Source organism: Prolixibacter sp. NT017, from assembly GCF_009617875.1.
Classification (GTDB): Bacteria; Bacteroidota; Bacteroidia; order Bacteroidales; family Prolixibacteraceae; genus Prolixibacter.
In genome coordinates this window covers 2,438,145-2,457,051 of the sequence record NZ_BLAV01000001.1, presented here as the reverse complement: position 1 = coordinate 2,457,051, position 18,907 = coordinate 2,438,145, and the positions used below count along the sequence as shown (strand labels likewise).

General features: G+C 48.1%; 13 protein-coding genes and 1 riboswitch. Of the genes, 2 read left to right on the top strand and 11 right to left on the bottom strand.

The genetic code is table 11. The features are described 5' to 3' along the window. Nucleotides 1-14 precede the first annotated feature (14 nt). From GJU87_RS10100 to GJU87_RS10090, 3 genes are all read right to left on the bottom strand, one after another. On the bottom strand, nt 15-779 hold the full coding sequence (locus tag GJU87_RS10100; RefSeq protein WP_153639412.1) for an MAE_28990/MAE_18760 family HEPN-like nuclease: 765 nt from the start codon (nt 777-779) through the stop codon (nt 15-17). After that, nucleotides 776-1,900 carry a DUF262 domain-containing protein gene (locus GJU87_RS10095; protein ID WP_153639411.1) on the bottom strand — a complete coding sequence of 375 codons (1,125 nt, stop codon included), beginning with the start codon at nt 1,898-1,900 and terminating at the stop codon, nt 776-778. The genes GJU87_RS10100 and GJU87_RS10095 overlap by 4 nt, the downstream gene beginning before the upstream one ends. Before the next feature lie 94 nt (nt 1,901-1,994). Continuing rightward, nucleotides 1,995-2,393 carry a helix-turn-helix transcriptional regulator gene (locus GJU87_RS10090; protein WP_153639410.1) on the bottom strand — a complete coding sequence of 133 codons (399 nt, stop codon included), beginning with the start codon at nt 2,391-2,393 and terminating at the stop codon, nt 1,995-1,997. 970 nt (nt 2,394-3,363) lie between these two features. On the opposite strand from GJU87_RS10090, the gene GJU87_RS10085 reads away from it, so the two are divergent. Both GJU87_RS10085 and GJU87_RS10080 read left to right on the top strand, forming a co-directional pair. Further along, nucleotides 3,364-6,534: a TonB-dependent receptor gene (locus GJU87_RS10085; RefSeq protein ID WP_153639409.1), complete on the top strand. Its 3,171-nt coding sequence runs from the start codon at nt 3,364-3,366 to the stop codon at nt 6,532-6,534. Between the two features lie 24 nt (nt 6,535-6,558). Next, nucleotides 6,559-8,382, top strand: coding sequence for a RagB/SusD family nutrient uptake outer membrane protein (locus GJU87_RS10080; protein WP_153639408.1), 1,824 nt, complete (start codon nt 6,559-6,561; stop codon nt 8,380-8,382). 1,795 nt (nt 8,383-10,177) lie between these two features. On the opposite strand, the gene cbiB is transcribed toward GJU87_RS10080, so the two are convergent. From cbiB to GJU87_RS10040, 8 genes are read right to left on the bottom strand one after another with little or no spacing between them, the layout of a single operon-like run. After that, a complete protein-coding gene (cbiB, locus tag GJU87_RS10075; RefSeq protein WP_153639407.1) occupies nt 10,178-11,110 on the bottom strand; it encodes an adenosylcobinamide-phosphate synthase CbiB in 933 nt (310 codons plus the stop codon). Then, complete coding sequence (locus tag GJU87_RS10070) at nt 11,098-12,117, bottom strand: histidinol-phosphate transaminase (protein WP_153639406.1); 1,020 nt, start codon at nt 12,115-12,117, stop codon at nt 11,098-11,100. The genes cbiB and GJU87_RS10070 overlap by 13 nt, the downstream gene beginning before the upstream one ends. Continuing rightward, a complete protein-coding gene (locus tag GJU87_RS10065) occupies nt 12,114-13,604 on the bottom strand; it encodes a cobyric acid synthase (protein WP_153639405.1) in 1,491 nt (496 codons plus the stop codon). The genes GJU87_RS10070 and GJU87_RS10065 overlap by 4 nt, the downstream gene beginning before the upstream one ends. Nucleotides 13,605-13,610: 6 nt before the next feature. Then, the gene (locus GJU87_RS10060; protein WP_153639404.1) at nt 13,611-14,153 is read right to left on the bottom strand and encodes a histidine phosphatase family protein; all 543 of its coding nucleotides are present in this window, start codon (nt 14,151-14,153) and stop codon (nt 13,611-13,613) included. Between the two features lie 3 nt (nt 14,154-14,156). Beyond that, nucleotides 14,157-14,915: an adenosylcobinamide-GDP ribazoletransferase gene (locus GJU87_RS10055; RefSeq protein ID WP_153639403.1), complete on the bottom strand. Its 759-nt coding sequence runs from the start codon at nt 14,913-14,915 to the stop codon at nt 14,157-14,159. A 3-nt stretch (nt 14,916-14,918) separates the two neighbouring features. Beyond that, nucleotides 14,919-15,929 (bottom strand): nicotinate-nucleotide--dimethylbenzimidazole phosphoribosyltransferase, encoded by a 1,011-nt coding sequence (gene cobT, locus GJU87_RS10050; protein WP_153639402.1) that lies wholly within the window; start codon nt 15,927-15,929, stop codon nt 14,919-14,921. A gap of 20 nt (nt 15,930-15,949) precedes the next feature. Then, complete coding sequence (cobU, locus tag GJU87_RS10045) at nt 15,950-16,459, bottom strand: bifunctional adenosylcobinamide kinase/adenosylcobinamide-phosphate guanylyltransferase (RefSeq protein WP_153639401.1); 510 nt, start codon at nt 16,457-16,459, stop codon at nt 15,950-15,952. Between the two features lie 22 nt (nt 16,460-16,481). Continuing rightward, on the bottom strand, nt 16,482-18,605 hold the full coding sequence (locus GJU87_RS10040) for a TonB-dependent siderophore receptor (protein WP_153639400.1): 2,124 nt from the start codon (nt 18,603-18,605) through the stop codon (nt 16,482-16,484). A 104-nt stretch (nt 18,606-18,709) separates the two neighbouring features. Next, nucleotides 18,710-18,903, bottom strand: a riboswitch (cobalamin riboswitch). Nucleotides 18,904-18,907: the final 4 nt, after the last annotated feature.

Here is an 18,907-nt window from a genome sequence, read left to right as displayed (position 1 = left end):
GGTGGTGTAGACTTCTATCTATATTCTGGTTTTAAGTATAATTTATCCTTCAAATGCTTTGTTATTAAAGGCCCTATCAAGTTCGTTATCCTTTCGTAAGAATTAAAAAACTTGTTATATTCATTTTCGGAAACTCCCACTTTAAATTCACTCTTGTTATCTCCGTGGGCTATTCCATTTCTCTTCTTAACAAATTCACTCACAAGCCCCATTATTCTTAAAAAATCAGTTCTATTAAGACCTAACCTCTGATGAATTCCTAAACTATATAGAATCTTATCAATAATTTCAGGTTTTAAATTAGATTCGGTATGGACAATTGACGTTTTGTTAAGATAATCAGAAGATAAAGGTAATTCAAGATATTTAGCTTTGCTAGCTTCAATATTTTCAAGTAGCAGTACTCTGTTTGAAATTTTCCGATGAGTTTTAGAAAATTCATCAGCTGGAATTATCCACTTGTTTGAATCTTCATAGGACAAAAACTCCCTGTTTAAACCTGATGCGCACAATACATCTATTACTTTACCGACTTCTATCTTTGATTCATTAATTGCATATGCATAAGTTTCAAATGAATATCTGAAAAACCCCTCAAAATGAGCGTATAGTGAAAGAATTAGACTTTTCCGATATACATTCCTCTTTTTTTCAGTATCAGACGGATTAGAACCGTTTATGTTGTTTAAAATATTTGAAAGAAATGTAATTTCTTCATTACGCCAAGCAAGGTCTTTTTCTATTGTTTCTCTTAACTCATCAATGTCAGAATCTGTCATAATACTTCCTTAATCACTGATTCTACCGCATCAATTCTTTCATTTAAATATTTTAGATATTTACTGCCACTTGTTCTTTTCTCTTTCTCATTCTTTGTAATTTCCTGAAACTTTTTACTATTCTTCAGCTTGGCAAATTTTGTCATCAATTTCCGTATAATTTCGGTGTTGTCAATGGACAACTCATCTATGTATTTAGACACAGCTATTGAAAAAGCCTCGTAATGGAATGCCAAAAATTGTTTTTGAAATCCTCGTTCAGAATAATGAACAAATATTGCTCCTTTGGGAAGAATTTTATTTAAAAGTGCAAAGGTTTTCTCAAAATTAACTTTTTCTGTCTTGTAATCGAATTCAACATCTTTATCAGCAATTTGTTCCGAGAATTGAGTCATATAATCAGCTAGAGTTCCCTTAAATTTTTGAAGGTTAGCATTCTTTAACGTAAAATATCGTAAAACCAATTCGTCATCAAATTGCTCGTTAATCTGTTCGTCCATAACATAAGAAATTGCCTCTTTAAAATCTTTATTGTTTTTTAATCTTTGAATAAAATCAATGAAAGATTCATCAAGCAGTCTAATAGTACTATTTCTTATTTCTTGAGCACTTAGTAAAGAACCACCTGTATTTAGGCGCTTAAACATATCATATTTAAGGCGTTTCGGACTCTCCTTTCTTATAATTTGCATCCTCACGTAACTCCTTTTTACTTTTATTCTTAATGCCGGTGATAAATTGTCAAAAGTTAATCCATTTAATTCTTTAACAATATCACAATTTTGTAATTTGAGCTTGTGATTCTCTGGATACCTACCTCTACCAAGTATCCCCATAAAGTGAAGGAAAGATGAAATTCGTTGTAGACCATCAATCAAATCATATTTTCGAGATTCGGTTTCTATCACAAAGATTGGAGGTATTGGTAGTTCCAATATCAATGACTCAATAAATTGTGATTGTTGAGTTTCCGACCATCTAAAAAGTCTTTGATAAACTGGCTTAATTTCTAATTCATCCGGATACATTGAAGCTATTTCTCCAAATGAGATATCAATAGCTCCTGTAGTAGCAGTCAGAGTCTTTGTATCAATTATATCAAGTAATCTGTCATTCTCCATATTGTAAATCTAATTTTCTATTCACATTGTGTTGAGCGATAACTTCGTTGAATTGCATCCAATTTTATTGTTATCGGGGGCATCTGATAAATCCTTATTTTTTCCCCTCTAACAATTTCTCCATCATGGCAACTTTGTCCTTTTCAGCAGCCAATAAACGCTCGTAGAGTTCCACTAATTTATCGATTGGATTGAAAGTGCAACGGTAATTGACAGATGAAGCATTGTCATGGTAACTATTGGCGATGATATTGAAGGTCGCCTCATCGTTTAGGTTCTTAATTGCTTCTACAGGAACCTTCAATACTTTGGCCACTTTTTCCAACATTTCGTCTTCAATCACTTCCTTCTGTTCGAGTTTGGAGATGGATTGTTGGGTCAGGTTGAGTTCACTGGCCATGTATTCCTGCTTTACGCCCAGCATTTCGCGCAGTCGTTTGATGTTTCGTCCGTGGTGAACTTTTGGAGAAGGGGCGGTATCTGTAGTATTCATGATTAATATTTTGTAAAGTTTCTTGGTACTATCAAAGATACAAATTAATCCCGCTGGTGATACTTCTTCGGAGTATTTTACAACGCTAAAGGTGTATGATACAACCACTAATTGTTAATAACCTCCATTCAAACCGGTTACTTAGCTGAAGTTTTTAAGACAACTGAACTAAGTGTAACCAATTGATTCCATGAACCCTTTTCATCCTAATCATACTTTTTCTAAGAGGCCGCCACCTGCAAGGCGGTGTGTTCAACTCAAAGCCCGCCTGCCGGGGCGCTGGCTCCGGCAGGTTTTTGGGGTGACTTTTTTGCCCCACCTAACCTCCCCAAGTCGGGGAGGGACAGCTTCGTTCAGAGTCTCAGCGAAAAAAGAGAGCATTTACTCCTTGAGGCAGCAGAATGGCAAGGCAAAATATTTAAGCATCTGCGATGAATAATATCACCGGCCCAAAGTCTCCCCAGGTGGGGAGATTTAGAGGGGCAACTAAATACACCAAAACATGTATCCTGTAAACCAAGCATATATCCAACCCAATCGTCCGCCCCCGCCAGGGTGGTGACTTCAGAATTCAGATGGCCTGCCGGGGTGTTGCGTCTCCGGCAGGCATTTGCCCCACCTAACTCCCGACACTTCGGGACCCACATCGGGGAGGGACAGCTTCGTTCGGGGCTGAATCAGATTAGGTTGGAGCAGGGTTCTCTTGAGGGAAGTCTGAAAACATAAAATAGGGGTACCGGACCTTGAGAAATATCACCGGCCCCAGGTCTCCCCGTCCCGAGATTTCGGGAGGGAGCTCCGAGGCTTCGGAGAGAGGGGCGGGTGTAATGGGAAACCCCTGTCGGGAAAAACCACTGTCAGGGTAAACCACAGTCGGCGAAACCGCTGACAGGGTAAACTACGCCCTTTTCCTAACGAAATTTTTTCGATTCGAACGCTTAATAATCAATCCTTTAAAACAACCATTTCTATGAAAAACAAACCAAAAGTCAATTTCCGGGCACGGAGCGTATGCCTGCTCCTGCTTTTTATGTGGGCTGCGGGAGTTACTCCGCCGGCGGCAGCTACGCCGGCCACGGCCCAGGAAACAGTAAAAACGGTAACCGGTAAGGTGACCGACAGCAAGGGGCAGCCGCTTCCCGGTGTCACCATTATAATAAAAGGTACTACGCAGGGCACCATTACCGATGCAAACGGCAACTATCGTTTGCCGGAAGTGCCCGGTAACGCGGTGCTGGTCTTCTCATTTGTGGGAATGAAAACACAGGAGCTGGCTGTTACAAACCGCAGCTACATAACGGTTACCATGCAGGAAGAGCGTTTGCAGCTGAATGAAACCATTGTGGTGGGGTACGGTAGCCAGAAAAAAGCCGATTTAACGTCGGCCATTTCCACCCTGGGCCCGAAAGAAGTATTGAAAGCTCCGGGCGGTGTGACCGATGCTTTGCAGGGGAGTATCGCCGGAGTGAACGTATCGGGCGGGAAAATCCGCATCCGTGGGACCAGCTCTATCACCGGCGGTACCGATCCGTTGTGGGTGGTCGATGGAGTAATCGACGGGGCCATTCCCAACGAAGACGAAATCGCCTCCATACAGGTGTTGAAGGACGCAGCTTCCTGTGCCATTTACGGGGTGCGGGGGGCCAACGGTGTCATCCTGGTAACCACAAAGCAGGGACAGCCCGGCGCGCCGAGAATCCATTTCAACGCCTACACAGGCACCGAAACACCGGCCAAAAAGCTGAAGATGATGAATGCCTATGACTATGGCGTTTATGTAAACGAGCTTTATTACAATGCCTCCGATGCGGCCTCCATTGCCGGCGGGACCTGGAACCAGACGGTGCCGACCCACAATGCGAACCCCGGTAAGCCACTGGCCGATACCCGCTGGTGGGACCAGTATTTCAGCCGGACAACCACGCAAAAATACGACCTGTCGGTCAGCGGCGCCACGCCATCGTCCAAATACCTGTTTGGCGTAACCTACAGCCACGACGGGAACGAGATGGATTCGTACGAGAATGAATTTCAGAACATTTATTCGAACATACAGGGCACCAAAGGACGGTTTACCTATGGCGGGCAACTGCAGATAGGATATAACCAGACCGACCAGAATACAGGGGCCTCGCTGATGAACATGCTGATGCTTCCGCCTAACCTGCCGGTATATAATGAAGACGGGAGTTTTTACAAAACCGGCATTAACGAAACGGACGGGAACGACCTGTCGAACCAGGCGTGGTACCTTCATAATGAGAAAGAGAGAAACCGTTCGGTGAGCGCCCGGGGAAATGTATTCGGCGAATTCAGAATATTCGACTGGTTAAAATACCGGGTATCTTATTCATACTCTTTTGCCCGGAACAACGATGCCACCTTTACCCCGGAATACGATTTGGGAGCTTCGCGGCAGGATTACAATTCGCAGTCGACCACCAAGGGCGGAAGCCGGCACAAAATTATCGAAAACCTGCTTTCGTATGATAAAACACTGGGTAAACACTCCGTTTCCGGGGTGCTGGGGGTGACCTCTGAGAAATCGGTATCATGGTCGCTGACCACGGCCGGTCACAGCGATGAGCAGACGGATTTCGGTCTGGAATCGAAGTTCACCGATTCGCAAACCATCAGCAGTTCGGAAACCGACCTGGCTTATTTCTCGTACCTGGCGCGGTTGATGTACAGCTACAACAGCAAATACATGTTTACGGTTAATTTCCGTGCCGATGAGTCGTCGAAATTTGCGGCCGGAAACCGCTGGGGGTATTTCCCGTCTTTCTCGGCGGGCTGGCGGATCAGTGAAGAGCCGTGGATGAAAGAGGCAACAGCCGGCTGGCTGGACAACCTGAAAATAAGGGCCACCCTGGGCTGGATTGGAAGTGCGAATGCCGTTGGGGCGTACGATTACCAGTCGGTGGTGGAAACCAATAACCGGTATTACACGCTGGGGGCCAACCAGGGCGATAATGCCGCCGATTCGAATGTACCGGCGCCGCTCCCCGAATCCATTGCCAACAAATCGCTGACCTGGGAAACCACCCGGGATGCAGGCGTGGGGTTCGATATGACCTTACTGAACAGCCGACTGGATATCACCTTTGACTACTACAACCGGAAAGTGAGCGATATGCTGCTGGATGTGCAGCTGCCCGAATCGAGCGGGACAACCAATTCGGTCCCGATGAACGTCGGCAGTATGACCAACCGGGGGATTGAATTCTCGGCCACCTACCGGCAGCCCATCGGTGATGTGCGTTTAACGGTTTCGCCGAACTTTTCGCTGTACCGCAACAAGGTGAACAGCCTGGGTGACAACGAATCGCTGGCCGGCGGGAGTATTGCCTCCGGGGCAAATGTCACGCGGACCGTTGCCGGGAAGCCGGTTGCACAGTTCTGGGGCTACAAAACCGACGGACTGTTTAAAACGGACCAGGAAGCAGCAGACTATGTGAACAGTAAAGGGGAACGGTTGCAGCCTTCGGCCGCGGCCGGCGATTTGAAGTACGTCGATGTGAACGGGGACGGCGCTATCACCGACGGTGACAAAACCTTTATCGGTTCCTCCCTGCCCGACTGGTCGATGGGGCTGAACATTATGGCCGAATACAAAGGTTTCGACCTGTCAGCGCTGTTCCAGGGCGATTTTGGTTACGATATTTACAATAACTGGAAGTCGGAACTGATGGGCGGTTATTGCGCGAAGAACCAGATGGCGGAGATGAATGACCGTTTCCGGGCTACCGATGTAACCTTCACAACGGCCGGGGGAGAAACGATTACTCTTCCTGCCAACACCCATACCTCAGTACCGCGGGCGGTATTAAACGATCCGAATAACAACCATACCAATGCTTCCGATTATTTTGTGGAAGACGGGTCGTACCTGCGCTGTAACCGGATAACGCTGGGATATACCTTATCGTCCCGCCTGGCAGACAAAGTGAAGATGGAAAAGCTCCGTATTTATGCGGGGGTGAAGAACCCGTTTACCATTACCGGCTATTCCATGTTCGACCCGCAGGTACCCGGCAACGGTTCCACCCTGAACCGGGGAGTCGACGGTTCGTACTACTGGTCGTCAGATACCTACTGGAGCCGGCGGCAGTTTTTTGCCGGTGTGCAACTAACCTTTTAATTCACCTTTAAAATTTTGAATCAGATGAAACGAATCAAATTATACTGCAGTGTCCTGGCGGGAATACTCCTGCTGTTATTTACAGGATGCGAGCCGGGGATGGAGTATGCGAATCCCACGGCAGAGAGTGATGCGACTTATTACAATACACAGGAGCATTTAATTTATGCCGTGAACGGGGCTTACAATATTCTTCAGCGGGGCGGGTGCTGGGCCCGTTGCATGCCATTTATGCTGAATGCCCGGAGTGACGAATATGCTTTTACCAGTGGGGCAGCAGCGGGTGAACCTTCATCGGCCAGCCTGTCGGAGTACACGGTTCAGGCCGATAATGATTTTATGTCGCTGACATGGCAGGATTTATATGTGCTTCAGTATGCAGCAGATTTTGCACTGGAAAAGCTGGATGCCAACCAGGATAATGCTTTTGATTTGAGCAATACGGATGACAAGGCATTGTATGACCGGCTGAGAGGGGAGGCGATTTTCCTACGCGGATTGAGCCGTTTTTACCTGGTGTTTTTCTGGGGCGACCAAATTCCCGACAGAGATTATACAACAACCGGGGGTGAAGATTACACCCTCGGGGCGTCGGAGCCGGGAGTCATTTACCAGAAGATGATCAAGGATTTTCAGGATGCCGCCGGTTTGCTCCCGGTCCGTTCAGTTGTTTACGCCGATGAGGCTAATATCGGGCGTGCCACCAAAGGGGCGGCTCTGGCTTACCTGGCGAAGGCCTATATGGGGCGACCTATCCTGGATGGTACGGCCGGTGCCGGCGATGCTGAGTGGGGTAAGGCCAAAGAAGCCTTGAAAAAGATTATTGATTCGGGCGAATATGAGCTGGTAAACAATTACCGTGACAACGGCTCAGACGCCAATGAAAACAACAAGGAGTCGATATTTGAAGTGCAGTTCTGCAAAAGTCTGGATACTGACGGTTACAACCCCGTGGCTGACGGAGATATCGGCAGCTGGACAATATCGGGGCAAAATACCTGGCGGCAGATAGAACTGACATCCCCTAACTCAACCGAATCGGGAAGATGGTGGAACGGTCAGCCATCATTGGCTTTGTATGCCGAATTTGAGCGTGACGCCAACGGTAACATCATCGACCCGCGCGCCTACCAGGGGTTGTGGATTCCCGACGGTGCCAGGTTCCTGGGAAAATCGGGTGAGTGGATTGGCTACGACGACCTGTTCAGCGGGGGTACATTTGCCAACTGGAAAGGTAAATGGTTCGGGGTACGGAAATACGGCGAAGATGGATTTGTGAGCGATGCGGGGAAAAGCGGCATTAATGACCGGTTAATCCGCTATGCCGATGTTTTATTAATGTATGCCGAATGTTGTATAGAGACGGGGGACGAGACCACCGCTCTTACTTATATCGATCAGGTCAGGGCGCGGGCAAATAACGAAATGGTGAACCCTTCGGAGGCGGACCAGGAAATGTTTTATACAGAAGGCGAAGGAACGCTCCCTTCCGGGGAAGAGTTAATAGCTGCAGCCCCTACATTAGGCCGGGTTGTTGCCGACGATGGAACAGTCATTCTTCCGGGCACAACGGTCAATACGGCCCGTCGGTTACTTAAGCACGAATATTCGGTTGAATTATACTGGGAAGGGTGGCGTTTCTTTAACCTGATGCGCTGGTATAACAATCCCAATGATCCGGATGCAGCTTCTATGCTGGACAACCTGGTAAATAAAAATGCAGTACAGGTGGCCCAGACTGGTTTAACCGGGACGGCAACCTTTAACTATGCCAAAGATTTGCGGGTGCCGGTTCCTTCCTCCGAATTATCGACCAACCCGAATATGGTGGGTAATGCAGCCAATTAAGCGGGGAATCAGCTTATGAGTTGGGGCATTTGAATGAAAAGAGAAAACAGAAAGTGAGGCAGGTGAAAAAAGGTTGATTCTGCCATTGGGGTCCGGGGGTGGAGGTTGATTGGTAGGGGACCGTCTCCAGCGGAGGGGAGTGGTCCCCATTCCTCCATTCAGGTTAAACGGCCCCGGCATTGAAAGTGGTAATGGAAACACCTGCTGAAAAACAACAAAGGGTTTTTGCCCGGCTACAAGGATATGTGTACAGAAAAACATGCTGGTCGGTTTAGTTAGGTTTGAAGTCAGCATGTTGAATTCCACCCGGAAATTCTGTTTTCAGCATATCTTTTGGAAGGCCGGGTGAAGCCCTTTTAAATTCGGGTCGCGAGGCGATGTGAATTCAAACGGTGGTGGTGTTTCGACCGCAATAGCGATGACGTTGATAAGAGCGCAACAAGAAACCCTAAAATCAATTAACAATGAATAATGTGTAATGAATAATTAAGAGGTGAAAGGTTCAGGTCTGCAGTCTAACGTCTTTCCTTCAACCATTCATGTGCGGCGCAACAATGTATTCGTTCCAATTCGGGCCGGAATGTGCGCCTCTGCTCGCTTCGGAACATCTAACCCGGGGTGGCCCCTCGATATACATCTCGTGTTACCCCGTGCTTTGTGCTTTCAGGCCTTCAGCCTGATGACGACAGAAACGTGGATGCCATTACAAGGCCAACGGTCTTACAGCAATAACCCCTGGCAACGCCATGGGGCAAGGACGTCACCTGCCACCACACAGCGGTCGCGCGATAACGTGGATTGAAAAAGAGAATGTTGTTTCGCCCGCAATGGCTCTGTCGTTGATAAGAGCTCAACAACAGAAACAATCGTAACGATAGTAACGACAGTAACCATAGCAACCACAGAAACCAACAACCGTCCTCATAACAACATCAACGGAATTGCCCGTAGGGCATCAGGTATTGTAGCCAGGGTATTGCATTCCACGCCATTACACCGTAGGTGTTATTCCTGACAACTCATTGAACCGGATGGAAAAAAGTATATCCCCTACGGGGAAAACGCCCTCGCTCAATGACCCGATGCTACAATACAATAACCGCTACGCGGTATTTGACCTTTACGTGATGGAGACCATTGGGCTAAATCCACGGGGCAATTGAGCTCCGGTTTATTGGGTGGTGTAACATCTGGCAGAACTCTGAAGGAGTTCAAGCTCCGTAGCCCGGGGTAAGAAACCGTGAGGTTTAGCCACCCCGGGTTGGCAAGTACGCGCGGTCACAGCGGTCGCGTGATAACGTGAATTGAAAAAGAGAAGGTTGTTTCGACCGCAATGGCTCTGTCGCTGACAAGGGCTCAACAACAGAAACAACAGAAACAACAGAAACCATAGTAATCATAGAACCCAACAACCGTCAAAGGTCGCAACCAGCGCAACCTGAAACCCTAAAATCAATTAACAATGAATAATTAAGAGGTGAAAGGTTCAGGTCCGCAGTCTAACGTCTTTCTTAAAACTTAATACTTAACACTTAACACTTTTTTCAACAACAGTAACCATCAAAATACAAGGGCTTTCACCTGGCCGCGAAGAACCGGAACAAAAAAGGCATGCCTGTTGGTTCAGTTAGTTTTTAGGGTTAAAGACGGGCATGTACTTCAACGGTTTTAGTGAGACTTTTCCGGGAATGATGCTTCCGACACGCATCCATTCATCTCTTCCGGTTGGGTGAGGCCCTTTAAAATAGTAGTCTCGATAATTAGGTTCAAAATGTTGAATGAATTGACTTATCGCCTAAATAATGCCCGCCAATATAACACCCAATACTACGGCAGCAGTAACCCGGTGATTGATGGTTTTGGCTCTGGAGAAGTCATTGTTGGTAATCTCCTGGCTGTTTTCTCCGATATAAGGTTTATCTACCCATTGGCCATGGTACCGGTTGGGGCCTCCGAAACGGCAATCGAGAATACCGGCCAGTGTCGCTTCGGGCCACCCAGCATTGGGACTGCTATGGCGGCGACCGTACCGAACGGCATACTGTAATCCGCGAAACGAAAAGGAGACCATGGCCATGATGAATGCCGTTAACCTTGCCGGCAGATAGTTGGCAATATCGTCTAGGCGGGCAGCAAAGCGGCCAAACAAGCGGTAGCGCTCACTTTTGTAGCCAATCATTGAATCAAGCGTGTTAACCATCTTGTACGCGAACATCAACGGGATGCCTCCGATAGTGTACCAGAATAGGGGAGCTACTACACCATCGCTGAGGTTTTCCGACATGGTTTCGAGTACGGCCGTCCGGATTTGCGACGGCGACAATTCATTTGTTTCCCGGCCTACGATATAGCTTAGTTGCTTTCTTCCGGCTTCGATACCTTGTTTCTCTAGTGCGTCTATTACGGCTCTACTCTCCGAAATGAGGCTTTGGTTGGCCAGCCCGAGCCAGAAAAAAACTACTGACCAAATACCGGCGATTACCGGCGATAGCTGGTACAACACAGAGCCGGCGATAGAAAACAGTAACCATGTTCCGGGTACGAGAACCAGAGTTAGGAAAGCGCCTGTAACAATGCGGTGTTTTCCCCTGTTCAACCAACGCTCCCCGCGGGCAATCAGGTAACCGAATCCCCTTACGGGATGAGGAAACCAGCGGGGATCGCCTGATAACAGGTCGAGCAGGTAACCCAAAATGGGAATGGCTGTGGTGTAGGCTATGCTTTCCATTGTTTCAGAGCTTCGATGAGCAGTTGATTTTCTTTTTGGGTTCGAAGCGAGACCCGGAAGTGAGAGGAATCCAGCCCCCGGAAATTTCCGGCATCACGTATGAGTAGCGAGTATTTATCCTGTAACCAATGCTTTAACTCGGAAGCCTTACCTTGGAGTGTCTGGCCCAGTAAAAAAGGACAGCTTGTCGGATAAAACGCAAATTCCGGTAGTTGCTGTAATTGTTCTCTGAAAAGGTTGGTTTCCTTTTCCAGTTTTTTCCTGTCGGGAAGAAGTGATTGATGATTTACCGCGATGAATTTCCCGGTTTCCTGCGTCATCGTTCCCAGTTCCCACGGCTGTGCAAAGTGTTTTAGCTGAGCGATGATTCCCGGATAGGCCACTACATAACCCAACCGGATACCAGGCATGGCAAAAGCTTTGGTCAGCGAACGGATGACTACCAGGTTGGGATACTTTGGCAGCAGCGGAAGCACGGAACACGGTTGGAAAGCCAGTGGTTCGTATGCCTCGTCTACTATTACCATGGTTTGTCGATGTGTCTTCAGCAGTGTTTCAATATCGACAGACGGGAGGAGGGAACCATCGGGATTGTTGGGATTACAAAGCCAGATAACATCCGCATTGGGCGAAGATTGAGTTGACAGGCTGTTTCTGTGGAAGTATGTTAGTTGATGGTTATTCAGGCGGCAGGCATCTTCATATTCCGAAAAGGTCGGAATATGAATAGCAGAGCGCTTTCCTGTGTAAAGTCTGGCCAGCCGATAAATCAATGCCGTTGCGCCATTCCCGGGAAAAACCTGTTCCGGCGATATGTTATGCAAATCGGCCAGTAACCTCGTAAGTTCTGCGGCATCCGGTTCGGGATAATGAGCTAAGCGGGGGATTTGGTCCTGCAAATGTTCGGTTAAACCAGGCGGCAGTCCGCCGTAATACGTATTGGAGCTGAAGTCAGCCCTGAGTGAAGTCCCCCTGAAATTCTGATCATCACCGTGCCCGTGAATCATTGTCCCTGGTTTTCATGGGTTACCAATCGGTAAAACTGATCCATATCGACATGCTTCCGGATGTGCGTGGCAAGTTTGTCGTACTGCTTTTCTTTAAAAGCCAGGTAGTCGGGAATGGGTTCCGAAAATCCGGGACTGACCGTCTTTAGTATTTGTTCTACCACCTCGCGGTTATCGAATATGCCGTGGAGGTAACTTCCCCAGCAATGCTCGTTGAGCAGACAGCCATCGCGAGTTCCGTCTTCGAAGCAGGCTACCGGTTTTCCACCGACGAGAACAGTCTCTCCCATATGAATTTCGTAGCCGCTGTTGGTTAAGGCTTTCCCTTTCCGGTAGGCAAACTGTCGCTGTCGGGTAATCTTTTCACCGGTCAGGGTAGTAGTTACCGGGAGTATTCCGAGTCCTTTCACCGACCGGACTTTGCCTTCCACACCTTCCGGGTCATGAATTTCTGTCCCCATCATTTGATAGCCGCCGCAAATGCCATATAACGGTTTTCCGTTTTGTGCGGCCTTTACCAGTTCGTCGGCCATGCCGGTGCTTTTCAGGTAGAGCAGATCGTCGATGGTATTTTTGGAGCCGGGCAGAATAACCATATCGGCTTCACGTATGGCTGAAATATCGTGTGTAAAGTAAAGATTGACGCTGCTGATTTGCTCGAGAAGACTGAAATCGGTGAAGTTAGCCATGCGGGGAAGCAACACCACTGCCACATTGATTTTTCCCTGAACGGGATGATGTCTTTTCAACGCCAGCGGAACAGCGTCCTCATCTTCAATACGGATGTTACGAAAGTAAGGAATGACTCCCACCACCGGTTTCCCGGTAATCTCTTCCATTATTTTTCGGCCTTCGTCGAAAAGAGACATGTCACCCCGGAACTTGTTGATAATGATGCCGGCAATCAAATCGCGTTCTTCGGGAGGCAGCAACATCACCGAGCCGTATACGCTGGCAAAAACGCCTCCCCGGTCGATGTCGGCAACCAGGAACGTGGCCGCGCCGGTTTGCCGGGCAATCCGCATATTGGTGATATCCTTGTCGCGCAGATTGAGTTCTGAAATACTGCCCGCACCTTCCATCACCACCGGATGATATTTCCCGTTGAGGTAATGCCAGGCTTTCATTGCCTGGTTAAACAGGTAGTCGCGATCTGTTTCCAGGAAATAGGCTTTTGCCGACTGGTTCCCGATAGGCTTGCCGTTCAGTACCACCTGTGAATGTTGATCGCCGGTGGGTTTCAGCAGGACCGGATTCATTTCACTCCGGCAGGCAATACCGGCCGCCTCAGCTTGCACGGCTTGTGCCCGGCCAATCTCCAGTCCCTCGGGAGTGGCATAGCTGTTCAGTGACATATTCTGCGCTTTGAACGGTGCCGGACGGTAGCCATCCTGTTTCAGTATCCGGCAAAATCCGGCGGTGATGATGCTTTTCCCTACATCAGAACCGGTTCCTACGAACATAACGGGCTTCAATATTTTTTCCATCTCCATCTATTCCAGTTCAAATAATTCCAATCCGCCGTAAGGCGGGGCCGGCAAATCCCATACACCTTCCGCACTCATTCCTTTTAATAACCCGGCCAATACCCGGAAAGGACCGCCGTGTGTTATAATGACTGCACCGCCGGCGAATTCTTTGCGGTAGCAGATAAGAAAGTCACGTACGCGGCTATACAGGTCCGGATAACCTTCGCCTCCCGGGCAACGGACTGTTTGATAACGGTCGAACCAGTAACGCCCTTCTTCCAGCTGTTCTATCTCCTCCCAGCGACGGCTTTCCCAGTTACCAAAGTCAAGTTCAGTGATTCGTTGATCGAAGTGGATTTCCCTTCCGGGGAAGAGTGCTTCGGCCAGCATCCGGCAGCGGGTCAACGGGCTTGAAAATACCGAAAAGCCGGTAAACGGACGAACTTCGCTCTTTAGTTTCTCTGCTTCGGCAGCAAACGTGCGATCGGGAAGAACATCCGTTTGTCCGTAAATCGTCCCTGCCGGTACGTCAACGCTTGTATGTCTGATTAATACCACAGTTCCCATGGGCTATCCATTATGAGCGGCCAGCATGACCAGGTAAAAAGTTATTTCTGCCAGCTGCTGCGAAGCTCCCAGCGTATCGCCGGTATAGCCTCCGATGTGTTTTTTCAGGTAACGAAAGAAGAACACTATCCCGGCTGCTGTTACTGGAATTACCCAAAAGATGCTCCATTCCGGCAGAAAAAGCAGCGGAATGATGGCAAACAAGCCGGAAAAGAAGAGACGGGGCCATCCGATGCTTTCTGCAACGGGTTTGGCTTTTGCGTCGGTTCGTTGTACGTATTTCCCCACTTTGATGAGCCAGACCGGGGCCCAGCGGCTAAAAGCATGTCCGGCCAGCATCGCGAGCGGAATGAGCCGGGCGTCGATATTCGACAATACCGAGAACTTCATTAGTAACATCAGGATAAGTCCGGCGCCGCCATAGGTTCCTAACCGCGAATCTTTCATGATGTTCAGTATTTGCTCTTTTCCGTATCCGCCACCAAAACCGTCGCACATATCGGCAAAGCCGTCTTCATGAAAAGCGCCGGTAAGTAGAATCGTTGCGACCATACTAAAGAGAATAGCTACTGTTGCCGGGAACAACATTTGTGCAGCCAGGAAAATCAGAGCTGATACGCCACCAACAATCCAGCCAATAAAAGTAAGCCAGGTTGTTCCCCGGCTTAAATATTCCGGATGGTGCTCGAAGAGGAACGGGACAGGCAACCGGGTATAGAACATCACGGCAGTTAGAAACGCTTTGATTTCGTTTTTGATCATACCTTATTTGGATGAAACACCGACTTCGTCGAAACTGGCCATTTCGTTAATAAATTTTGTTGCCGAAACCAGGAGGGGATAAGCCAGGGCGGCTCCGGTTCCTTCACCTAGACGCAGGCCGAGGTTCAGCACCGGTTCCGCTTTCAGGTAACTTAACATCAGCCGGTGACCCTTTTCATCGGATGTATGGCAAAATATCAGGTTATCAAGTACTTCCGGTTCGAACTGGCAGGCTGTTAATGCAGCTGCTGTGGCAATAAAGCCATCCACCAGGACAACTATGCCCAGGCGTGCTGCTTCCAACATCCCGCCACACATCATGGCAATTTCCAGTCCGCCGAATGTCGCCAGCGTTTCCAGTGGCGTTTCCGTTGTGTATTTTTCTGCCACCTCTTTCAACAGCCTGGTCTTCCGATCCAGTGCCGCATCCTGCAACCCGGCACCGCGGCCGGTACACGCTTCGATGGAATATCCGGTGAATTTATGCATCAGCAACGAAGAAGCAGATGTATTTCCAATGCCCATTTCGCCAAATCCGATGACGTTGGAACCTTTTTCGAAAGTTTCGCGAACCAGTTGTGCACCCTGTCCGAGAGCCCTTTGGCATTCGTCCATTGTCATGGCCGGTTCATGGCGCATATTCCGGGTTCCTCTGGCTATTTTGGCCCGGATAACAGGGCCGTCTTCCGGAAAGTCGAAATCGACACCGGCATCGACGATTTTGATCTGAATATCATGCTGGCGGCAAAATACGTTGATCGCAGCTCCGCCCTTCATGAAATTCATGGCCATTTGCCAGGTCACTTCTTTGGGGTAAGGGCTAATCCCCTCATCGGCCAGCCCGTGATCGGCAGCAAAAACAAACATGGCCGGATTTTCCAGTTTGGGCGAAAGGGTTTGCTGAATTAATCCGAGTTGCATGGCAATTCGCTCCAGTTGGCCGAGCGAACCGGTAGGTTTTGTTTTGTTGTCAATTTTGTGTTGCAGTGCTTGTATTAATTCTTCTTTGGTCATGATAATTTATCTTTTGATAGTTACTTTATTTTTACCGGAATACCGGAAACCATGAGGTAAACCTCGTTGGCAGTGCGGGCAATAAACTGGTTCATCCAGCCTTGCAAATCGGCAAAATGGCGGGGCATTTCCTTGTCGGGAATAATCCCCATGCCAATTTCATTGGAAACGACCAGCAGGGTAAAGTCTTGTTCGATCAATTGTTTCCATTCGGCCTTTGCCTGTTCCAGTGATTGCTCCGTATTGAAATCATTATCGACAAAAAAATTGGTGAGCCAGAGGGTAACGCAATCGAGCACAACAACTCTTCCTGTTAAGTCTGGTTGACTCAGGTATTTCTCTTCTTCGATGGTGGTCCAGTGTGACCCCCTGTCGTGTTGGTGACGCTGAATTCGCTGACGAAATTCCTCGTCCCAGACGCGGGCAGTTGCAACATAAACAGGGCCCGGAGCAAGCTCCTCAGCCTTTTGCTGGGCAAAGGAGCTTTTTCCGGAACGTTGACCGCCGGTTATGAAAATGACGTTAGCCATGTTGTCCCGTTTTCTTCATTTGTTAAAATCTCCAGGTAAAGGTTCCTCCAACCGAACGGCCCGGCATCGGGTAACCGTCTTTCTCGGTATATATCTCATCGAGCAGGTTGGATACAGTAACACCAATCGTATAGTTCTCCGCGAAGGCGTACGAACCGGTCCAATCGAATACCAGGAATTGCGGATGTTTCAATACAGAATCATTGATGAGTGACGGGCGGACGGCTGTTCCATCGGCCGTGGTATATGGAATGACTTCGTAGGTGGTGTAGTCGTACGTGTACAGCCAGTTATCCTCATACCTGTGCCCGATATAGCGACCTGACAAACGGGTTTGCCAGTGTTTAAAATCGCGGTATTCGATTCCGAAGTTGGCATTGGCTTTACGAACATACTTCAGATTGGACTTCACGTCGTTGTCTTCTGATTTGGCATGTAGCAAATAGGTGGCATTGGCGAAAACACGCAACGACCAGGCATAGTCAGAACTTGCTCCGAAGTCGTAAGCAAAACCAGCTTCCAGTCCGTTCATATGTTCCTTACTGGTATTTTTGAAGGTAGTGTAATCGGGGTTCGACCGGTCGTAGTCAATCATATCCAGATGATGTGTGTCGAAGTAGGTCAGACTTCCACTCAAACCATTATCACGGTTGGCATAGGCAAAGCCCCCGTCGAAGGAGCGTGATTTTTCAGGTTTTAGGTTTGGGTTCCCTTTGTAATTATACTTTCCGTACGAAGAGGAATAGCTGTAACTTCCTGCTTTCTGAAAGGCATCAGGCGAGTGGAAACCGGTTCCGTACCCGGTGAAAACACGCCAGTTAGAGGTGATCTTGTACTGTGCGGCCAGGTGCGGATTGACCACCTGGTGATTTTCGGAAAGAGCATCGGTTTCCATTTCCGGCGTAGCGAAAAGATGGAAATTGATGTTGTCGTAACGCAGACCGGCTGAAACCTGCAGTTTGTCCTGTAGAAAATTCAGGTTTCCTTCGGCGAACACACCCAATGCACCGTTGCGGTAATTAGGCTGATAAGGAGCTGTTCGCTCACCGACGTCTGCCCATCGTTTCGATTCGTACTGCTTGTTGTTCCAATCGATACCGTAAACCAGGTTGTGTTTTCCCAACAACCATTTATCGGTGGCCATCACTCCAAACTCCTTATAAACGTTTTCTGTTTCCACGAAATCGTTGGTTCCGGCAATGTTGTAATAGTTGTTTACCTCGCGGCTGAAATAGGGCGAAACCGAGAGTTTGTGACGATTTCCGTTTACTGCCACATTGAGTCCGTGTGACCAGCGGGTGATATCCTTTTTGCTGTTGCCATACACACCGTAAATTGTTCCGTTGGTCATCACATCGCGACCGGCAAAAAGCCGTTGATAGTAGTTGGCTTCCACCTTATCGGAGAATTGGTAGCCCAGTCGCAATCCTTCGTTGTATTTTTTATACGAAGTATTCGAATATTTTTTGTCGAAAGTGGAAGGATCGAGGATCTCTTTTTCGATGGCTGAGCGGTGTAACAAATTGTTCTTTCCGGTTTTGTAATCGCTGTTTTGACCCAGTCCGCTCAGGTTCAGATCAAAAGACAGTTTTTTTGTGAGGCTACCGCCGATATGGCCTGAAAGCTGGGAGGTATTGAAAGAGCCAAAACCGCCACGGACACTTCCCACTAGTTTACCTGTACTCTTGGGGGTTACCAGGTTAATGACCCCACCCATGGCATTGGTTCCGTACAGGGAAGAGTAGGGGCCCTTCATGATTTCTACCTGTTGAAGGTAACCAGTGCTGAGAGTTCCGAAGTTTTCTGTTCCAGCCGGAATTCCGTTAATGAGCAGCACGTTGTATTTGTTATCCGTCGAGGGAGCAAAACCACGCATCCCAATACTGGCTTTGATGCCGGGGTATTCGATAATATCGACTGCCACCGTATTTTTTAATAAATCGCCTACATTATCGGCTGGTGAAGCTTGTAAATCGTTCTTTGTCAAAACATCGATTTTGCGGGGAATATCTCCCAGCTTGGATTGTGAGCGCGAAGCATTCACAATTACCTGTTCCAGTTGGTAGTTCTTTACCGAATCCTGTTTCTGAGCTTCTGCTGCCGTTACCCATAGTGTTACGGCTGCAGCTAATAAAATGCCTTTCATTTTCCAAAATTTAAGTTAAACAGTTGTTTAGCATAAACCCTGGGAGTTGCTTGCAGCAAAGGTTGATCAGGCCTTTATCACAACGCTTTTATCCCGAAAGCTTATAATGAGCGAATCTGGCAGGCAGGTCTTCTGGCTTGTCCGTTCCTTTCCGGCCTTCCCGTCCTGTGTACATCAGGGCAGTGACCAACTGGGGAAAGAAATGTATTCCGGACTTACAGCTGCGGGTACAGCCCCGGATTCTCACCGGGTTCCCTTTATCCCCTTCCGGGGGAACACCCACATTCGCATTAATTTGCTGA

Bases quoted from the DNA above. Each gene is read 5' to 3' on its own strand.
- GJU87_RS10090 (WP_153639410.1), bottom strand. From the start codon at position 2,393: ATGAATACTACAGATACCGCCCCTTCTCCAAAAGTTCACCACGGACGA.
- cobT (WP_153639402.1), bottom strand. From the start codon at position 15,929: ATGACCAAAGAAGAATTAATACAAGCACTGCAACACAAAATTGACAAC.
- GJU87_RS10055 (WP_153639403.1), bottom strand. From the start codon at position 14,915: ATGATCAAAAACGAAATCAAAGCGTTTCTAACTGCCGTGATGTTCTAT.
- cbiB (WP_153639407.1), bottom strand. From the start codon at position 11,110: ATGGAAAGCATAGCCTACACCACAGCCATTCCCATTTTGGGTTACCTG.
- GJU87_RS10065 (WP_153639405.1), bottom strand. From the start codon at position 13,604: ATGGAAAAAATATTGAAGCCCGTTATGTTCGTAGGAACCGGTTCTGAT.
- GJU87_RS10040 (WP_153639400.1), bottom strand. From the start codon at position 18,605: ATGAAAGGCATTTTATTAGCTGCAGCCGTAACACTATGGGTAACGGCA.
- GJU87_RS10085 (WP_153639409.1), top strand. From the start codon at position 3,364: ATGAAAAACAAACCAAAAGTCAATTTCCGGGCACGGAGCGTATGCCTG.
- GJU87_RS10070 (WP_153639406.1), bottom strand. From the start codon at position 12,117: ATGATTCACGGGCACGGTGATGATCAGAATTTCAGGGGGACTTCACTC.
- cobU (WP_153639401.1), bottom strand. From the start codon at position 16,459: ATGGCTAACGTCATTTTCATAACCGGCGGTCAACGTTCCGGAAAAAGC.
- GJU87_RS10095 (WP_153639411.1), bottom strand. From the start codon at position 1,900: ATGGAGAATGACAGATTACTTGATATAATTGATACAAAGACTCTGACT.
- GJU87_RS10060 (WP_153639404.1), bottom strand. From the start codon at position 14,153: ATGGGAACTGTGGTATTAATCAGACATACAAGCGTTGACGTACCGGCA.
- GJU87_RS10080 (WP_153639408.1), top strand. From the start codon at position 6,559: ATGAAACGAATCAAATTATACTGCAGTGTCCTGGCGGGAATACTCCTG.
- GJU87_RS10100 (WP_153639412.1), bottom strand. From the start codon at position 779: ATGACAGATTCTGACATTGATGAGTTAAGAGAAACAATAGAAAAAGAC.